Raw genomic sequence first — 15,944 nt, 5'->3', positions numbered from 1 at the left:
GCGGCCGGCGGTCACTTCACGGTGACCGTGTGGTTGTCCTTGAACATCCGGGAGCCGTCGTTCTCGGAGATGTCGAACACCTCGATCACGTACGTGCCCGGGGCCAGGGACATCGGCACCTTCGCCTCGCCCTGGGCCGGGCCGCCCGCCGACAGGGTGATGAAGCCCTCCTTCACCACGGTCGTGCCCTTGCGGATCTCGTAGTTCATGGTGGCCTCGAAGACCATGCCCGCCACGTGCAGCGTGAAGTCGCGCGGCACGGTCGCGCCGTGCTGCGGGTCGATCAGCCACACCGGCAGCAGCACGTCCACCGCCGGGGCGCGCCGCTGCGGATCACGGGTGTCGACGTGGCCCCAGAGTTCGTCGGCCTGCCGCCCGTCCAGGTGGATGCGCACCGCGGGCTTGCCGCTGGCCGCCGTCGCGGTCCAGACCAGCTGCTGCACGGCCTGGTGCGCGCCGAACGAGCCCGCCTCGCCGTTGACGGCGGCGCCGGACAGGTCGACGGTGACCGTGTCCCCGCTGACGCTGACCCCGCGCACCCGGGCGCTCGCGGGCCACAGGCTCACGTAGTCCGGGTCGTAGGCGGTGCGCCCGTCGAGCATCTCGGTGACCGCGGCCCGGGTGCGCGCCGCGGGCGAGCCGTCGCCGACCGGCAGCTTGTGGAACTCGCGCACGAGTTTGGGATCGCCGCGGTGGTCCTCGGTCAGGTAGTAGATCGCCAGGGCGCCGGACGCCCCGGCGGTCGGGCCGCCCGGCTCGGTGGTGGCGCCGGGCGCCGTGGTGGCCGGTGCCGTCGAGGCCGACGGCGCCGCTGACCCCGTGGGGTCCGGTGAGGGTGTGGTGGGGGTGCAGGCGGCCGACAACGCGACGAGCGCGAGCGGGACCAGCACGCGGAGCCTCAGCGCAGACATACCTCAGGTGTACGTCCACCTGGGGAAGGTCACCACCGGCCGATCAGCTCACGCCGAAACTTGTCACCGCCCCGGGTCCGCGGTGTCAGCCGAGCGAGCGCAGCGTGACGGCGGCGTCGAGCGCGGCGTAGACGCTGGCCCAGCCCTTGTCCTCGCCGGAGTCGGGCAGCCCGGCCCGGTCCCGGGCCTGCTCGACGGTGTTCACCGTGAGCACGCCCTGGGCGACGGGGGTGCCCTCGTCCAGCGCCACCCGGGTCAGGCCCTCGGTCACCGACTTGCACACGTAGTCGAAGTGGGCGGTGTCGCCGCGGATGACCACGCCCAGCGCCACGACCGCGTCGTGCCGGCGGGCCAGCGCCTGCGCCACCACGGGCAGCTCGACCGAGCCGGCCACGTGCGCGACCTGCACGTCGGTGACGCCGCAGGCCTTCGCGGCGGCCTGCGCCCGGTCCAGCATCTGCTCGACCAGGTCGGCGTGCCAGCGGGTGGCGACGATGCCCAGGCTCAGCCCGGACGCGTCCACGGTGGTCAGTTCGGGGGCGCCGTGACCGGCCATCAGCTCAGCCCTTCCAGGTCGTCCAGCTCGGACAGGTCCAGCTCGTGACCCATCCGGTCGCGCTTGGTGCGCAGGTAGCGCAGGTTCTCCGGGTGCGGGCGGATCGGCAGCGCCTCGCGGCCGACCACCTTCAGGCCGTACCCCTCCAGCCCGGCGCGCTTGGCCGGGTTGTTGGTGAGCAGGCGCATGGTGCGCACGCCGAGGTCGTAGAGGATCTGCGCGCCGGTGCCGTAGTCGCGGGCGTCGGCGGGCAGGCCGAGGTCGAGGTTCGCGTCGACGGTGTCCCGGCCGCCGTCCTGCAGCTGGTACGCCTGGAGCTTGTGCAGCAGGCCGATGCCGCGGCCCTCGTGACCGCGCACGTAGAGCACCACGCCCCGGCCCTCCTCGGCCACCCGGCGCAGCGCCGCGTGCAGCTGCGGGCCGCAGTCGCAGCGCACCGAGCCGAACACGTCGCCGGTCAGGCACTCCGAGTGCACCCGGACCAGCACCTCCTGGCCGTCGCCGATCTCGCCGTACACCATCGCGATGTGCTCGGCGTTGTCGTGCGTGGCGTGGTAGCCGACCGCGGTGAACTCGCCGAACTCGGTGGGCAGGCGGGCCTCGGCGACCCGGGTCACCAGCTGCTCGGTGCGCCGCCGGTAGGCGATCAGGTCGGCGATGCTGACCAGCACCAGCTCGTGCTCGGCGCAGAAGCGCTGCAGGTCGGGCAGGCGCATCATGGTGCCGTCGTCGTTGACCATCTCGCACAGCGCCCCGGCGGGGCGCAGCCCGGCCAGCACGGCCAGGTCCACGGCGGCCTCGGTATGGCCGGGACGGCGCAGCACGCCGCCGGACTTGGCCCGCAGCGGCACCACGTGACCGGGCCGGGCCAGGTCGGTGGGCTTGGTGTGCGCGTCGCCGAGCAGGCGCAGGGTGCGGGCCCGGTCGGCGGCGGAGATGCCGGTGGACACCCCTTCGCGGGCGTCGACGGTCACGCAGTACGCGGTGCCGCGCCGGTCCTGGTTGGTGTAGTACATGGGCGGCAGCTCCAGCCGGTCCGCCTCGTCCTCGGTGATCGCCACGCAGATGTAGCCCGAGGTGTATCGCACGGTGAACGCGACCAGCTCCTGGCTGGCCAGCTCGGCGGCGAAGATGAGGTCGCCCTCGTTCTCGCGGTCCTCGTCGTCGACCACGACGACCGGCTTGCCGGCCTTGATCGCCGCGATGGCGTCCTCGATGGTGTTCAGGGTCATCAGTTCGCTCCCCGCTGCGCCGCGACCAGCTTCTCGACGTACTTGGCGATCACGTCGACCTCCAGGTTCACCAGGGCGCCCGGCTCCTTGCGGCCGAGCGTGGTGAGCTCCAGGGTGGTCGGGATCAGGCTCACCGTGAAGGACTCGTCGTCGACCGCGACCACGGTCAGCGAGATGCCGTCGACGGTGATCGAGCCCTTCTCCACGATGTACCGGGACAGGCCCGCCGGGAGGGAGATCCGGACATCCTCCCAGCCGCCGCCGGGCTGCTTCGAGGTGACCGTGCCCACGCCGTCCACGTGGCCCTGCACGATGTGGCCGCCCAGCCGGGTCGCGGCGGTGACCGCGCGCTCCAGGTTCACCCGCTCGCCGGGGGCCAGCGAGCCGAGCGAGCTGCGGTCGAAGGTCTCCTTCATGACCTCGGTCCGGAAGGTGTCGCCCTCGGTCTCGATCACGGTCAGGCAGACGCCGTTGACCGCGATGGAGTCGCCGTGATTGGCGTCCGAGACCACCAGCGGCCCCCGCACGGTGACCACCGCGCCGTCGCCCTGCCAGTCGACGCGCACGACCTCGCCGAGCTCTTCCACGATGCCGGTGAACACTCGTTCCTCCTCGTGCGCCGGCCGCGTGGGAAGCGCCCGGCTCCGGTCACAGGTTGCCGCTGTCCGCGCTCGCGCGCGGCCGTGCGGTCAGGCGCAGATCCGGCCCGATCCGGTCAACATCTAACACTTCCAGATCGATGGCGTCGGTGATGGTTGTCACCCCGGCTCCGACGAGTGCCGCCGGGCCGTCACCCAGGAGCTTGGGCGCGATGTACGAGACGATCAGATCGACCAGACCCGCCCCCAGGAAGGCACCGGCCAGGCGTGGGCCGCCCTCCAACAGCACGCTGCGGATGCCCCGGTGGTGCAGCTCGCTGAGCACGGCCTTCAAATCCACCCGGCCGGTCTCGTCGCTGCCGAGCAGCGCGGAGGTGGCGATGAGGGTCGGCGCGGCCCCGTCCCGGACGCGGGCCTCGGCAGGGGTCTGCCCGTCGGAGTCGATCACGACGCGCAGCGGCTGCCGGATGGCCAGGCTGCCGGTGCGCAGGTCACGGGTGGTGAGCCGGGGGTCGTCGGCGAGCACGGTGCCGACGCCGACCATGATCGCGTCGACGGTGCCGCGCAGCCGGTGCACGTCCATCCGGGCCGCCTCGGACGTGATCCACATGCTGGTGCCGTCGGAGGCGGCGGCCCGGCCGTCCAGGGTCGAGGCGGTCTTCCAGATCACGTACGGCCGCCCCCGGCGTACGGAGGTCAGCCAGGCGATGTTGCCCTGCTCCGCCTCGGCCCGGCGCACCCCGATGATCACCTCGACGCCCGCGTCGCGCAGCGTCTGCTCGCCACCGGCGGCCAGCGGGTTGGGGTCCTCGACCGCGATCACCACGCGGGACACCCCGGCCCGGATCAGCGCCTGCACACACGGGCCGGTGCGGCCGGTGTGGTTGCACGGCTCCAGCGTGACCACGGCGGTGCCGCCCCGGGCCTTCTCACCGGCCTGGGCCAGCGCCACGATCTCGGCGTGCGGGCCGCCCGCGTACACGTGGAAGCCCTCGCCCACGACCTGGCCCGCGGCGTCCAGCAGCACGCAGCCCACCACCGGGTTGGGGCTGGTGGTGCCGAGACCCCGCGCGGCGAGCTCGATCGCCCGCGCCATCGCCTTGTCCTCGGCCGGACTGACCGCGGGTTGCTGCCCCATGCCGATTCGTCCTCCCTGCGTTCACGCGGCCGGCACGCTCTGGCCACCGGCGGCAAGTCTGTCACGCGGGCGGCGGTGCCTCGGCGGCGGTGTCGCTCTCTGTGACGCGCTGCTGGGGCAGGGACGGGCGGTCCGAGCGCTGGTCGATGGCCACGTAGTTGCCGTGGTGCTTCTTGGCCGCCGACTTCATCTCCGAGGCCACCGCCACCACCTCGCTGGGATGACCGAAGGCGCGGCTGGTGGACAGCGCCACCCCGATGGACAGGGTGACCATGTTCACCTCGTGCACCTTGCCGCGCCGGTCCACCACCTCCATGTAGCCGCGCGCCGAGTCGACCGGGTCGTAGAGCGCGTCGGTGGCCTTCTGGAAGTCGTAGATCGCCCGGGTGGTGATCTCCTGCAGCTGCGACGGGTGGCAGACCACCACGAAGTCGTCGCCGCCCACGTGGCCCAGGAACGCGGGCGGCAGCCCCGCGGCGACCGTGGCCCGGCGCATGGCGCGCGCCAGGGCGCTGATGAACAGGTCACCCCGGCCGAACCCGTACACGTCGTTGACGCTCTTGAAGCGGTCGATGTCGACGTAGCAGACGGCGTAGTCGTCGCCCGCCTTCAGCCGGTCGGCGATCTCCCGCAGGATGCGGGTGTTGCCGGCCAGCCCGGTCAGCGGCGACACCTCCCGCGCCTCCTGGTTGCGGCGCAGCGTGGCGCGCACCCGGGCGATCAGCTCGGAGGTGTCGAACGGCTTGACGATGTAGTCGTCCGCCCCCGCCGCCAGGCCCGCCACCTTGTCCGAGGTGAGCGCCTTCGCGGTGAGCACGATGATGGGCAGCGCGGTGACCATCGGGTCGGCCCGCAGCCGCCGGGTCAGCTCCAGCCCGTCCATCTCCGGCATCATCAGGTCGACCAGCGCCAGGTCGGGTCGCTGATGCTCCAGCAGGGCCAGCGCCTCCGCGCCGCTGTGCGCGCTCATCACGTCGAACCCGTGCAGGCGCAGGTTGACCTCCACCACGCGCACGATGTCGGGGTCGTCGTCGACGACCAGGATCACCTCGGCATGGCCGGCTGCCTGCGGCTCGATGGTCAAACTGTCGTGCCCCCACTGTCCGATGTGGCCTGCCGGACGAGTGCCGCCTCGGCCAGAGCACGCAGTTTACGACAGGCCTCCGCGGGATCGTGGGCGCCGTACACCGCCGTCCCGGCGACGAACGCGTCCGCCCCGGCCAGCGCCGCCTGCTCGATGGTGGCGTCGGCGATGCCGCCGTCCACCTCGATGCGGATGTCCAGGTGGCCCGCGTTCGCGTGACGGCGGGCGAGCCGCACCTTGTCCAGCAGCTCCGGCATGAACGCCTGCCCGCCGAAGCCCGCCTTGATGGTCATCACCAGCAGCGTGTCGAAGTGCGGCAGCAGCTCCAGGTACGGCTCGATCGGGGTGTCCCGGTCGATCGCGAGCCCGGCCTTCGTGCCCGCCGCGCGCAGGTCCTTGGCCAGCGCCACCGGGTCGTCGCACGCCTCCGCGTGGAAGGTGACGTTGTACGCCCCCAGCTCCGCGTACGCCGGCGCCCAGCGGACCGGGTCCTCGATCATCAGGTGGCAGTCGAACGGGATGTCGGTGGCCCGGCGCAGGCTCTCCACCACCGGCGGCCCGATGGTCAGGTTGGGCACGAAGTGGTTGTCCATCACGTCCACGTGCAGCCAGTCCGCCGCGCCGCGCACCGCTCGCGCCTCCTCGGCCAGGCGGGCGAAGTCGGCGGCGAGGATGCTGGGGGCGATGATGAGATCCGCAGTCACGCGATCAGCTTACGAAGCGTGAGCCGATCCTGACTCGGTCGGTCCCCCTACCGCCGTCCGACGACGGGAGGGGCCGGTTCGGCCGGTCGAGTCGATGTGCCGCGACAGAGGTCAGCCGTTACGCCAGGGCGGTCCGGCCGCCGGGTGGTGGTGCCCGGCCGTGGCAGGCGACTTCGGGGTTGCCTTCGCAACACCAGGGTTGCCTGCCACGGTGCGGACAGGTCGCGCCGCGTTCAGGCGTTGCGGCGCAGCAGCGCGATGAACATCGCGTCCGTGCCGTGCTTGTGCGGCCACAGCTGCACGGTCGGGCCGTCGCCCAGGCCGGGCATCCCGGCGGGCAGCACCTCGCGGGCGTCGACGAAGTCCACGTCGAAGCCGCCCCGGCGCACCGCCTCGGAGACGCTCACCTTCGTCTCGACCAGGTGCGGCGAGCACGTCACGTAAGCCACCAGCCCGCCGGGCCGTACCGCGCGCAGCGCCGCCCCCAGCAGTTCGCGCTGCAGCTTGGTCAGCGGCGGCAGGTCGGAGGGCTGGCGGCGCCAGCGCGACTCCGGCCGGCGGCGCAGCGAGCCCAGCCCCGTGCAGGGCGCGTCGACCAGGACCCGGTCGAAACCGCCCGCCGGCAGGTCGTGGTCGGTGCCGACGCTGCGGCCGTCGGCGCACAGCACCGTGGCGGGCATGCCGCGCACCGCGGCCTCGACCATGTGCGCGCGGTGCTCGGTGACCTCGACCGCGGTCAGGTGCGCGCCGCGCTGCGCGGCCAGCGCCGCGAGCAGGCCCGCCTTGCCGCCCGGCCCGGCGCACAGGTCGAGCCAGCGCTCGTCGCGGCCGTCCAGCGGCGCCTGCGCCAGGGCGGTGGCGACCAGCTGGCTGCCCTCGTCCTGCACGTGCGCCTTGCCGGTCTTGATCTCGACCAGCTCGCCGGGCGAGCCGCCGCCGAGGTAGACCGCGTACGGCGAGAACGCGCCCGGCATGCCGCCCACCGTGTCGGCCAGCTCGACCGCGTCGGCGCGGCCGGGGCGCGCGCACAGGTGCACCTCGGGCCGCTCGTTGTCGGCCGCCAGCAGCCGCTCGGTCTCGGCCAGGTCGCCGCCGAGCGCCTCGCGGAACGCGCGCACGATCCACTCCGGATGGTGGTGGGTGACCGCCAGGTGCCCCACCGGGTCCTCCTGCTCGGCCGGGGCCACCTTGGCCAGCCAGGCGTCCAGGTCGTGCTCGGCGATGCGGCGCATCACCGCGTTGGCGAACCCGGCCGCGCCCGGCGCCACCGAGTGCACCAGGTCCACCGTGGACGCCACCGCGGCGTGCGCGGGCACCCGGGTGTGCAGCAGCTGGTACGCCCCCAGGCGCAGCGCGTCGCGGGCCGGCGGGTCGATGCGGGACACCTCGCGGTCGGCGGCCGACTCGATGATCCGGTCGAGCGTCCCCCGGGCGCGCAGCGTGCCGTAGGTCAGCTCGGTCGCGAACGCCGCGTCCCGGCCGAACAGCCCGGCCTCGCGGAGCAGCCCCGGCAGGACCAGGTTCGCGTACGCGTCATCCCGGTGCACCGCCAGCAGTGCCTGGTACGCCGTCATCCGGGCCGGGTCGTGCGCGGGCCGCCCGGCACGCGGGCCGCGCCCGCCCCGGGCGTCACGGTCATGGTGCCGGGGCTTGGCCGCACCCGAGCTGCTGCCACCACGAAACGAAGTCACGAGAAGCTGTCCTCACCGTCGACCCGCACCCCGCGGGCCCAGTCCACCGCCGACATGGCCTTCTTGCCCGCTGCGCGCACCTCGCCCAGCTCCACCGGGCCGGTGGCGGTGCCGACCAGCACCCGGCGCTTCTCCACCAGCAGGTCACCCGGCTTGAGCGCGGGGCCGTCCGCCACCGGCAGCACCGGCCCGAGCTTGACCCGCTCGCCGCGGAACGTGGTCCACGCACCCGGCGCGGGCGTCGTCGCGCGCACTCGGCGGTCCACCGCGAACGCGGGCTCGTCCCAGCGCACCTCGGCGTCCTCGACCGTGATCTTCGGAGCCAGGGTCACCCCGTCCTCCGGCTGCGGCACCGCCCGCGCCGCGCCGCCGCCGATCGCGTCGAGCACGGCGACCAGCAGGTCCGCGCCGCTCACGGCGAGGCGCTCCAGCAGGTCGCCGGAGGTGTCGCGGGGGCGGATCGCCTCGGTCAGCGTGCCGAACACGGGGCCGGTGTCCAGGCCCGCCTCCAGCTGGAACACCGACGCGCCGGTGATCTCGTCGCCCTTCCAGACCGAGTGCTGCACCGGGGCCGCGCCACGCCACGCGGGCAGCAGCGAGAAGTGCAGGTTCACCCAGCCGTGCACCGGGATCTCCAGGGCCGCCGGGGGCACCAGCGCGCCGTACGCGACCACCGGCACGCAGTCCGGGGCCAGCTCGCGCAGCCGGTCCAGGAACTCCGGCTCGCGCGGGCGCTGCGGGGTGAGCACCTCGATGCCGCGCTCGTCGGCCCAGGCGCCCGCGTGCGAGCGCACCATCCGCCGCCCCCGGCCCGACGGGGCGTCCGGGCGGGTGACCACGGCCAGCAGCTCGTGGCCGGACTTCTCGATCGCGTCGAGGGAGGGCACCGCCACCTCGGGCGTGCCGGCGAAGACCAGGCGCATCAGCTCACCGCCCCAGGCCGAACGGGCTGGCGGCGTGCGGGGACACCTTCACCACGGTCTTCGTGGGGTCGTACCAGTCGGCCCGGCGGATGTCGCGCAGCGCCGTCTTGCGGGCCTGAGTGTCCAGCCGGTCGATGAAGATGACGCCGTCGAGGTGGTCGGTCTCGTGCTGGATGCAGCGCGACATCAGGCCGGTGCCGACGATCTGCAGCGGGTCGCCGGACTCGTTGAAGCCCTTGGCGATCACGTTCTTGCGGCGCTTGGTGTCGTAGTACAGCCCCGGCACGGACAGGCAGCCCTCGTCGCCGTCCATCTCCTCCTCGTCGGGGAAGTGCAGCACCGGGTTGATCAGGTGGCCGAGCACGTCGTCCACGTCGAAGCTGAACACCCGCAGGCCCACGCCGATCTGCGGCGCGGCCAGCCCGACTCCCCCGGCGTCACGCATGGTCTCGGTCAGGTCGCGCACCAGCATGCGCAGTTCCTTGTCGAACGTGACCACCTCGTCGGCGGGGGTGCGCAGCACCGGATCCCCGAAGAGTCGGATCGCTTGGACGGTCACAGGGGTTCGTCTCCTCGGCTGTCGTACGAAGGGCAGTGCTGATCAGTCTACGGAGTGCCCCGTGCCCGCCCGCACGATCGGTCCCCCGCCACAGACTTTGTCCCCTTATCGACTCCCAACATCACACCCCACCCCGATCGCACGGTCCCTTCCCGCAAGATCGTCCGACTTGCCTGGCACACGGGCGAATCTTGCGCGCGGATGCACCCATGTGCCGGGCAAGTCGGATGATCTAGGGGCGCGCGGGGTCAGAGTTCGTGGGGGTCGAGTTGGATGCGGACGGGGTGGGCCGCCTTGCGGAGGCTGCGGACGCCGGCCGCGTCGTGGAGGGCCTTGGCCAGGGCGAGGCCGCCGCCGCGGGCGGTGCGCAGCAGCATGCGCTCCTCGTCCTCGCCGACCGGGAGCGGGCCGAGCACCTGCACCCCGTCCGGCAGGCGCGCCACGTCGAGGAACTCGTTCACCGCCGCCGCCGGGCCGGTCAGCGACGCCAGCCGCGCGGCGGGCGGGAAGCCCAGCTCGCGGCGCTCGCCCAGCTCCCGGTCGGCCAGCCAGGCCGGATCCCAGCGCACCAGCGCCTGCACCGTGGCCAGCCCGCCGTCGGCGACCACCACCACCTTGCCGCCCCGCTCCCCCGGCCGGGCCAGCGCCGCCGCGTTGAACCAGCGCCGCGCGGCCTCCTCGGTGGCCCGCAGATCGGCCCGGGTCAGCAGCGCCCACGAGTCCAGCAGCAGCACCGCGCCGTAGCCGCCCTCGGCCACCGGCTCCGCGCCCGGCGTGGACAGCACCAGCGCCGCCTCCGCGGGCACCGTGGCGAGCACCGCGTCCTTGCCCGAGGTCCGCACCGGCACCCCGGGCAGGGCCCGGCCCAGCTCCTCCGCGGTACGCCGGACGCCCGTCACCGCCGCGCGCAGCCGCCTGCCGCCGCAGGCCGGGCAGGTCCAGCCCGCCGCGGGCCGGGCACACCAGCGGCACGCCGCCACGCTGCCCGAGCCGCCGAGCGCCAGCGGCCCGGAGCAGCGCGTGCACCGGGCGCGCTCGCGGCAGTCCTGGCAGGAGACCGCCGGCACGTACCCCCGCCGGGGCACCTGGACCAGCACCGGCGCGTTCGCGGCCAGCGCCTCGCGCGCCGCCTGCCAGGCCACGCTGGGCAGCCGGGCCGACGCCGCCGCCGGGTCCCGGGCAAGCTGGCTGTCGTCGGCGGGCAGCACCGCGGGCGCGGCCCGCCGCACCTGGTCCCGGTGCGCCGCCACCTCCTTGGCCCAGCCGGTGGCGAGCAACAACTGCGCCTCGGCGGTCCGCGCGAAGCCGCCCACCAGCACCGCCGCGCCCGTCTGCTGGGCGCGCGTCAGCAGGATCTGCCGGACGTGCGGGTACGGCGAGCGCGGCTCGGCGTGCAGGTCGTCGCCGTCGTCCCAGAGCGCGACCAGGCCCAGCTCCGCCACCGGCGCGAGCGCCGCCGAGCGGGTGCCGACCACGGCGGCCACCTGCCCCCGCCGGGCGCGCAGGAAGCGCCGGTAGCGCTCGCTCGGGCCGAGCGCCGCCGCCAGCGCGACGTGCCGGTCCGGGCCGAGCAGCGCGGTCAGCGCCGCGTCCAGGCGCTCCAGGTCCCGCGCGTCGGCCACGACGACCACCGCGCCCCGGCCGCTGTGCAGGGTCGCCGCCACGGCCTCCGCGATCCGGGCGGGCCACTGCTCGCCGGGCAGCGCCGACCAGACCGCGCGCGGCGCGCGCCCCTCGGCCAGCGCGCGCAGGAACGGCTCGCCCGCCGGGTAGCGGCGCCAGCCGTCGAAGGGCGGCGCGGCGGGCACGCCGTCCGGGGCGGGCACGCCGGGTTCGGTCTCCACCTTCGCCTGGCGGGGCGGCACGGCCAGGCGCAGCACGTCGGCGAGGCTGCCCGCGTACCGGTCGGCGACCTCGCGGGCCGCGCGGACCACCTGCGGGTCGAGCACCGGCTCGGCCGAGACGACCTTCTCCAGCCAGGCGAGCCTGCCCTCGTGCGCGGTCTCCTCGACCCGGTCGAGCAGCCAGCCGTCGACGAGCTGGCCGCTGAAGCGGACCTTCACCCGCGTGCCGGGGCGGGCCTTGGCGTCGAGGTCGGCGGGCACCCGGTAGTCGAAGGTGCGGTCCAGGTGGGGCAGCGGCACGTCCACGCAGACCCGCGCGACGGCCAGGCTCCCGGCCGGCTCCCGGTCCTGTTTCGCACGCGCTGTCACGCCTGAAGTCTTAGCAGAGCGGTCCGACGCCCCGTCGCCCACCGCTCCCGCCGCGCGGGACACGCCTCGGGCCGGATGTCAGGAAGGGCACCTTCTACATCGCAAAGCGATAAGAAGGTGCCCTTCCTTTCAGGCGGGTGGTCAGCCGATGGCGGACTTGAGGTCGGCGACGCGGTCGGTGCGCTCCCAGGTCAGGTCGGGCAGCTCGCGGCCGAAGTGGCCGTACGCCGCGGTCTGCTGGTAGATCGGGCGCAGCAGGTCCAGGTCGCGAATGATGGCCGCAGGGCGCAGGTCGAAGACGTCGTTGATGGCCTTCTCGATGCGCTCGACCGGGTAGTTCTCCGTGCCGAAGGTCTCCACGAACAGGCTGACCGGCTTGGCCTTGCCGATGGCGTACGCCACCTGGACCTCGCAGCGCTCGGCGAGCCCGGCCGCGACCACGTTCTTGGCGACCCAGCGCATCGCGTACGCCGCCGAGCGGTCGACCTTCGACGGGTCCTTGCCGGAGAACGCGCCGCCGCCGTGGCGGGCGTAGCCGCCGTAGGTGTCGACGATGATCTTGCGGCCGGTGAGGCCGGCGTCGCCCATCGGGCCGCCGATCTCGAAGCGGCCGGTCGGGTTGACCAGCAGCCGGTAGCCCTCGGTGTTCAGGCCCAGGCCGTCCAGCTCGGGCGCGATGACGTGCTCGCGCACGTCCGGCGTGAGCAGCGACTCCAGCGAGATGTCGGGCGCGTGCTGGGAGGAGACCACGACGGTGTCGAGGCGGACCGGCTTGAAGCCGTCGTACTCGATGGTGACCTGGGTCTTGCCGTCGGGGCGCAGGTACGGGATCGCGCCGTCCTTGCGGGCCGCGGTGAGGCGGCGGGCCAGCCGGTGCGCGAGCGCGATCGGCAACGGCATCAGCTCGGGCGTCTCCGAGCAGGCGAAGCCGAACATCATGCCCTGGTCGCCGGCGCCCTGGTTGTCGAGGGAGTCGCCGCCCTCGCCGGAGCGCTGCTCCAGCGCGCTGTCCACGCCCTGGGCGATGTCGGGCGACTGCGAGCCGATGGACACGCTGACGCCGCAGGACGCGCCGTCGAAGCCCTTCTTGGAGGAGTCGTAGCCGATCGACAGGATCGTGTTGCGCACGATCTCCGGGATGTCGGCGTACGCGGAGGTGGTGACCTCGCCCGCCACGTGCACCTGGCCCGTGGTGATCAGGGTCTCGACCGCGACGCGGCTGCGCGGGTCCTGACGGAGCAGCGCGTCCAGGATGCCGTCGCTGATCTGGTCAGCGATCTTGTCCGGGTGACCCTCGGTGACCGACTCCGAGGTGAACAGGCGACGTGCCACTCGATTTCTCCCATACAGCGACTTGGATGACGATGAATGGACGGTACGGCCCACCACCGCCTTGGCGAAAGTCTAGTCAGAAAGTAGGTCTTGCCGCCGCATGCCCGGCCGGAAGTCCGCAGGACGGGACGGCCGTCACAGCAGCGCGACGACCTGGTCCCAGACCGCGTCGGCGAGTTCGTCCTTGCTCTGCGGGCCCAGCTCGCGCGAGGAGCCGTCCGCGCCGAGCACCACCGCCTCGTTGCGGTCGGACCCGAAGACCTTGTCCTCGCCCACCTCGTTGACCACGATCAGGTCGGCCCGCTTGCGCACCAGCTTGCCGCGGGCGTGCTCCAGCGCGTCGTGCGTCTCCGCGGCGAACGCCACCAGCACCTGGCCCGGCCGCTTGGCCGCGCCCAGCTCGGCGGCGATGTCCGGGTTCGTGGTCAGCTCGATGACCGGGGTCGCGCCGTCGTCGGTCTTCTTGATCTTCTGGGTGGCGTACGCGGCCGGGCGGAAGTCGGCCGGGGCCGCCGCCATGATCACGGCGTCGGCCTCCTTGGCTGCGCCCACGACGGCGTCGCGCAGCTCGGCCGTGGTGCCGACGCGCACCAGGTCCGCCCCGGCGGGCGTGGGCAGCGACACGTTCGCGGCGACCAGGGTCACCCGGGCGCCGCGGGCCAGCGCGGTGCGCGCGAAGGCGTACCCCTGCTTGCCGGAGGAGCGGTTGCCCAGGAACCGCACCGGGTCCAGCGGCTCACGGGTGCCCCCGGCCGTGACCACCACGTGGCGGCCGGCCAGGTCGGCGACCGGGCTGACGCCGCGCGCCAGCACCCGCTGCGCGATCTCGAAGATCTGCTCGGGCTCGGGCAGCCGGCCCTTGCCGGTGTCCTTGCCGGTGAGCCGGCCGACGGCGGGCTCGATCACCAGGGCGCCGCGGCGGCGCAGCGTCGCCACGTTGTCGGCGGTGGCGGGGTGCTCCCACATCTCGGTGTGCATGGCCGGCGCGAACACGACCGGGCAGCGGGCGGTGAGCAGCGTGTTGGTCAGCAGGTCGTCGGCCATGCCGTGCGCGGCCTTGGCCAGCAGGTCCGCGGTCGCGGGCACGACGAGCACCAGGTCGGCGGTCTGCCCGAGCTTGACGTGCGGCACCTGCGGCACGTCGGACCACACCTCGGTGGCGGCCGGCTGCCCGGACAGCGCCTCCCAGGTGGGCGCGCCGACGAAGCGCAGCGCGGACGCCGTGGGCACCACGCGCACGCCGTGGCCGGACTCGGTGAGCAGCCGCAGCAGCTCGCAGGCCTTGTAGGCGGCGATGCCGCCGCCTACCCCCAGTACGACGCGAGCCATGTCGGAAGGGCTCAGGCCTCGTTGGTCGGCTCGGCGGTGAGCAGCCCGGCGTTGATCTCCCGCATGGAGATGGACAGCGCCTTCTCCTGCGGGGTGGTCTCCACCAGCGGGCCGACGTACTCCAGCAGGCCCTCGCCGAGCTGGCTGTAGTAGGCGTTGATCTGCCGGGCACGCTTGGCCGCGAAGATCACCAGCGCGTACTTCGACGAGGTCTTCTCCAGCAGCTCGTCGATCGGCGGGTTGGTGATGCCTTCGGGTTGGGCGACGGTTCCAGCCACGTGTCCAGTCCTTGTCTAAGAGAGTGTGCCGTTGCGCTCTGAACGCGCTCAGCTGTGCGGGCGTGCGGAGGCGAGCGCAGGCGAACCGAGCAATCCTACCAACTCGTCCGCAGCGCGCTCGAGGTAGTCGTTCACGACAGTCACGTCGAACTCGGACTCGGCGGCCAGCTCCTCGTCGGCGTGGGCCAGCCGGCGGCGGATGGTGTCCGGGTCCTCGGTGCCGCGGCCGATGAGGCGGCGGCGCAGCTCCTCGCGGCTGGGCGGGGCCAGGAAGACCAGCTGCGCGTCCGGCATGGCCTGGCGGACCTGGCGGGCGCCCTGCAGGTCGATCTTCAGCAGCGCCGGGATGCCCGCGGCGAGGCGGCCCTCCACCGCGGCGCGCGGGGTGCCGTAGAGGTTGCCCGCGAACTCGGCCCACTCCAGCAGCATGCCTCCGTCGACGAGGCGCTCGAACTCGGTGCGGTTGACGAACGTGTAGTGCTTGCCATCGATCTCGTAGTCGCGCTTCTTGCGGGTGGTGACCGAGACGGACAGCCATACCCAGGGAGAACGCTTGCGGATGACCTCGATGACGGCATCCTTGCCGACACCCGAGGGACCGGAGAGCACGGTGAGGCGGGCGGGACCGGCCGCTCTGGCGGCGAGCGGTACGTCGTCTTCCATTCTCAAGTTCTACCCAATCGGGAAGCGGAGGTGGCAGCCGGGCCCCTGTTTGCGCACTACGTCACCAAGACTTAACAGGGGGTTCCGGCCCGGACGGGGTGTTCCTGCCCTCAGAAACGAACCAGCGGCGCCGTCGATTCGACGGCGCCGCTGGGCGACGATCTGCGGAGCGGGCCTCTCACCCGTTGGCGTGAGTCTCACTCACGCCGGGTGCACGACCCGATCCGGTGGGCATGCGGTGGAGCCTCGGCACACCGCCGCCCGTTCGCCGCGGACGGGTCACCGCCCGCGGCGAGGGAGTGCTGACGATTCGGGCCGGATCAGGCCGCGAACTCGGCCAGCAGCGCCTTGCGCTGCTGGTCGCCCAGCCCGCGCAGGCGGCGCGAGTCGGCGATCTTCAGCTTCTCCATGATCTGCGTGGCCCGGATCTTGCCGATACCGGGGAGCGCCTGCAGCACGGCCGACACCTTCAGCTTGCCAACGACGTCGTCGGCCTCGGCGCGGTCGAGCACGGCGGCCAGGGTGGTCTTGCCCTGCTTGAGCTGCTCCTTGAGCTCAGCCCGAGCCTTGCGGACCTCCGCGGCCTTCTCCAGCGCGGCAGCGCGCTGCTCTGGGGTCAGTGACGGGAGCGGCACCAGTTCTCCTCAGGTCCTCTTCCTCACGCCGGCGGGTTTGCCGGCGTGTGGTGCACCGCCTTCCCCACCGCGCACGGTGGGTAACCTCGGCGCACCC

General features: G+C 73.4%; 16 protein-coding genes. All 16 read right to left on the bottom strand.

All coding sequences use genetic code 11. The annotated features are described in order from the left end of the window. Nucleotides 1-11: 11 nt before the first annotated feature. A complete protein-coding gene (locus CS0771_RS18630; protein WP_212842168.1) occupies nt 12-911 on the bottom strand; it encodes a GerMN domain-containing protein in 900 nt (299 codons plus the stop codon). An 85-nt stretch (nt 912-996) separates the two neighbouring features. Next, nucleotides 997-1,467 (bottom strand): 6,7-dimethyl-8-ribityllumazine synthase, encoded by a 471-nt coding sequence (gene ribH / locus CS0771_RS18625; RefSeq protein ID WP_203757282.1) that lies wholly within the window; start codon nt 1,465-1,467, stop codon nt 997-999. Next, nucleotides 1,467-2,702, bottom strand: coding sequence for a bifunctional 3,4-dihydroxy-2-butanone-4-phosphate synthase/GTP cyclohydrolase II (locus tag CS0771_RS18620; protein ID WP_305835794.1), 1,236 nt, complete (start codon nt 2,700-2,702; stop codon nt 1,467-1,469). Before CS0771_RS18620 ends, ribH begins: the two co-directional genes overlap by 1 nt. Beyond that, complete coding sequence (locus tag CS0771_RS18615; protein WP_212842166.1) at nt 2,699-3,301, bottom strand: riboflavin synthase; 603 nt, start codon at nt 3,299-3,301, stop codon at nt 2,699-2,701. Before CS0771_RS18615 ends, CS0771_RS18620 begins: the two co-directional genes overlap by 4 nt. 46 nt (nt 3,302-3,347) lie before the next feature. Then, a complete protein-coding gene (gene ribD, locus CS0771_RS18610) occupies nt 3,348-4,436 on the bottom strand; it encodes a bifunctional diaminohydroxyphosphoribosylaminopyrimidine deaminase/5-amino-6-(5-phosphoribosylamino)uracil reductase RibD (protein ID WP_212842165.1) in 1,089 nt (362 codons plus the stop codon). A 61-nt stretch (nt 4,437-4,497) separates the two neighbouring features. Then, nucleotides 4,498-5,514 carry a response regulator gene (locus CS0771_RS18605; RefSeq protein ID WP_212845907.1) on the bottom strand — a complete coding sequence of 339 codons (1,017 nt, stop codon included), beginning with the start codon at nt 5,512-5,514 and terminating at the stop codon, nt 4,498-4,500. A gap of 2 nt (nt 5,515-5,516) precedes the next feature. Beyond that, the gene (rpe, locus tag CS0771_RS18600) at nt 5,517-6,224 is read right to left on the bottom strand and encodes a ribulose-phosphate 3-epimerase (RefSeq protein WP_203757274.1); all 708 of its coding nucleotides are present in this window, start codon (nt 6,222-6,224) and stop codon (nt 5,517-5,519) included. Nucleotides 6,225-6,457: 233 nt separating this feature from the next. Next, entirely contained in the window at nt 6,458-7,915 is a 1,458-nt protein-coding gene (locus CS0771_RS18595; RefSeq protein WP_244870869.1) for an RsmB/NOP family class I SAM-dependent RNA methyltransferase, read from the bottom strand. Beyond that, nucleotides 7,912-8,838 carry a methionyl-tRNA formyltransferase gene (gene fmt / locus CS0771_RS18590; protein ID WP_212842164.1) on the bottom strand — a complete coding sequence of 309 codons (927 nt, stop codon included), beginning with the start codon at nt 8,836-8,838 and terminating at the stop codon, nt 7,912-7,914. Before fmt ends, CS0771_RS18595 begins: the two co-directional genes overlap by 4 nt. A gap of 4 nt (nt 8,839-8,842) precedes the next feature. Beyond that, complete coding sequence (def, locus tag CS0771_RS18585; protein WP_203757270.1) at nt 8,843-9,397, bottom strand: peptide deformylase; 555 nt, start codon at nt 9,395-9,397, stop codon at nt 8,843-8,845. A 248-nt stretch (nt 9,398-9,645) separates the two neighbouring features. Beyond that, complete coding sequence (locus CS0771_RS18580) at nt 9,646-11,547, bottom strand: primosomal protein N' (RefSeq protein ID WP_212845905.1); 1,902 nt, start codon at nt 11,545-11,547, stop codon at nt 9,646-9,648. A gap of 204 nt (nt 11,548-11,751) precedes the next feature. Beyond that, nucleotides 11,752-12,942: a methionine adenosyltransferase gene (metK, locus tag CS0771_RS18575; RefSeq protein WP_212842163.1), complete on the bottom strand. Its 1,191-nt coding sequence runs from the start codon at nt 12,940-12,942 to the stop codon at nt 11,752-11,754. A gap of 135 nt (nt 12,943-13,077) precedes the next feature. After that, nucleotides 13,078-14,271 (bottom strand): bifunctional phosphopantothenoylcysteine decarboxylase/phosphopantothenate--cysteine ligase CoaBC, encoded by a 1,194-nt coding sequence (coaBC, locus tag CS0771_RS18570; RefSeq protein WP_212842162.1) that lies wholly within the window; start codon nt 14,269-14,271, stop codon nt 13,078-13,080. A gap of 11 nt (nt 14,272-14,282) precedes the next feature. Then, on the bottom strand, nt 14,283-14,549 hold the full coding sequence (rpoZ, locus tag CS0771_RS18565) for a DNA-directed RNA polymerase subunit omega (RefSeq protein ID WP_203751259.1): 267 nt from the start codon (nt 14,547-14,549) through the stop codon (nt 14,283-14,285). A 48-nt stretch (nt 14,550-14,597) separates the two neighbouring features. After that, a complete protein-coding gene (gmk, locus tag CS0771_RS18560) occupies nt 14,598-15,212 on the bottom strand; it encodes a guanylate kinase (protein ID WP_212842161.1) in 615 nt (204 codons plus the stop codon). A gap of 320 nt (nt 15,213-15,532) precedes the next feature. Continuing rightward, the gene (mihF, locus tag CS0771_RS18555; protein WP_203751265.1) at nt 15,533-15,847 is read right to left on the bottom strand and encodes an integration host factor, actinobacterial type; all 315 of its coding nucleotides are present in this window, start codon (nt 15,845-15,847) and stop codon (nt 15,533-15,535) included. Nucleotides 15,848-15,944: the final 97 nt, after the last annotated feature.

It is taken from the genome of Catellatospora sp. IY07-71, assembly GCF_018326265.1.
In the GTDB taxonomy this organism is placed as follows: domain Bacteria; phylum Actinomycetota; class Actinomycetes; order Mycobacteriales; family Micromonosporaceae; genus Catellatospora.
This window is presented reverse-complemented; position numbering and strand designations above follow the sequence as displayed.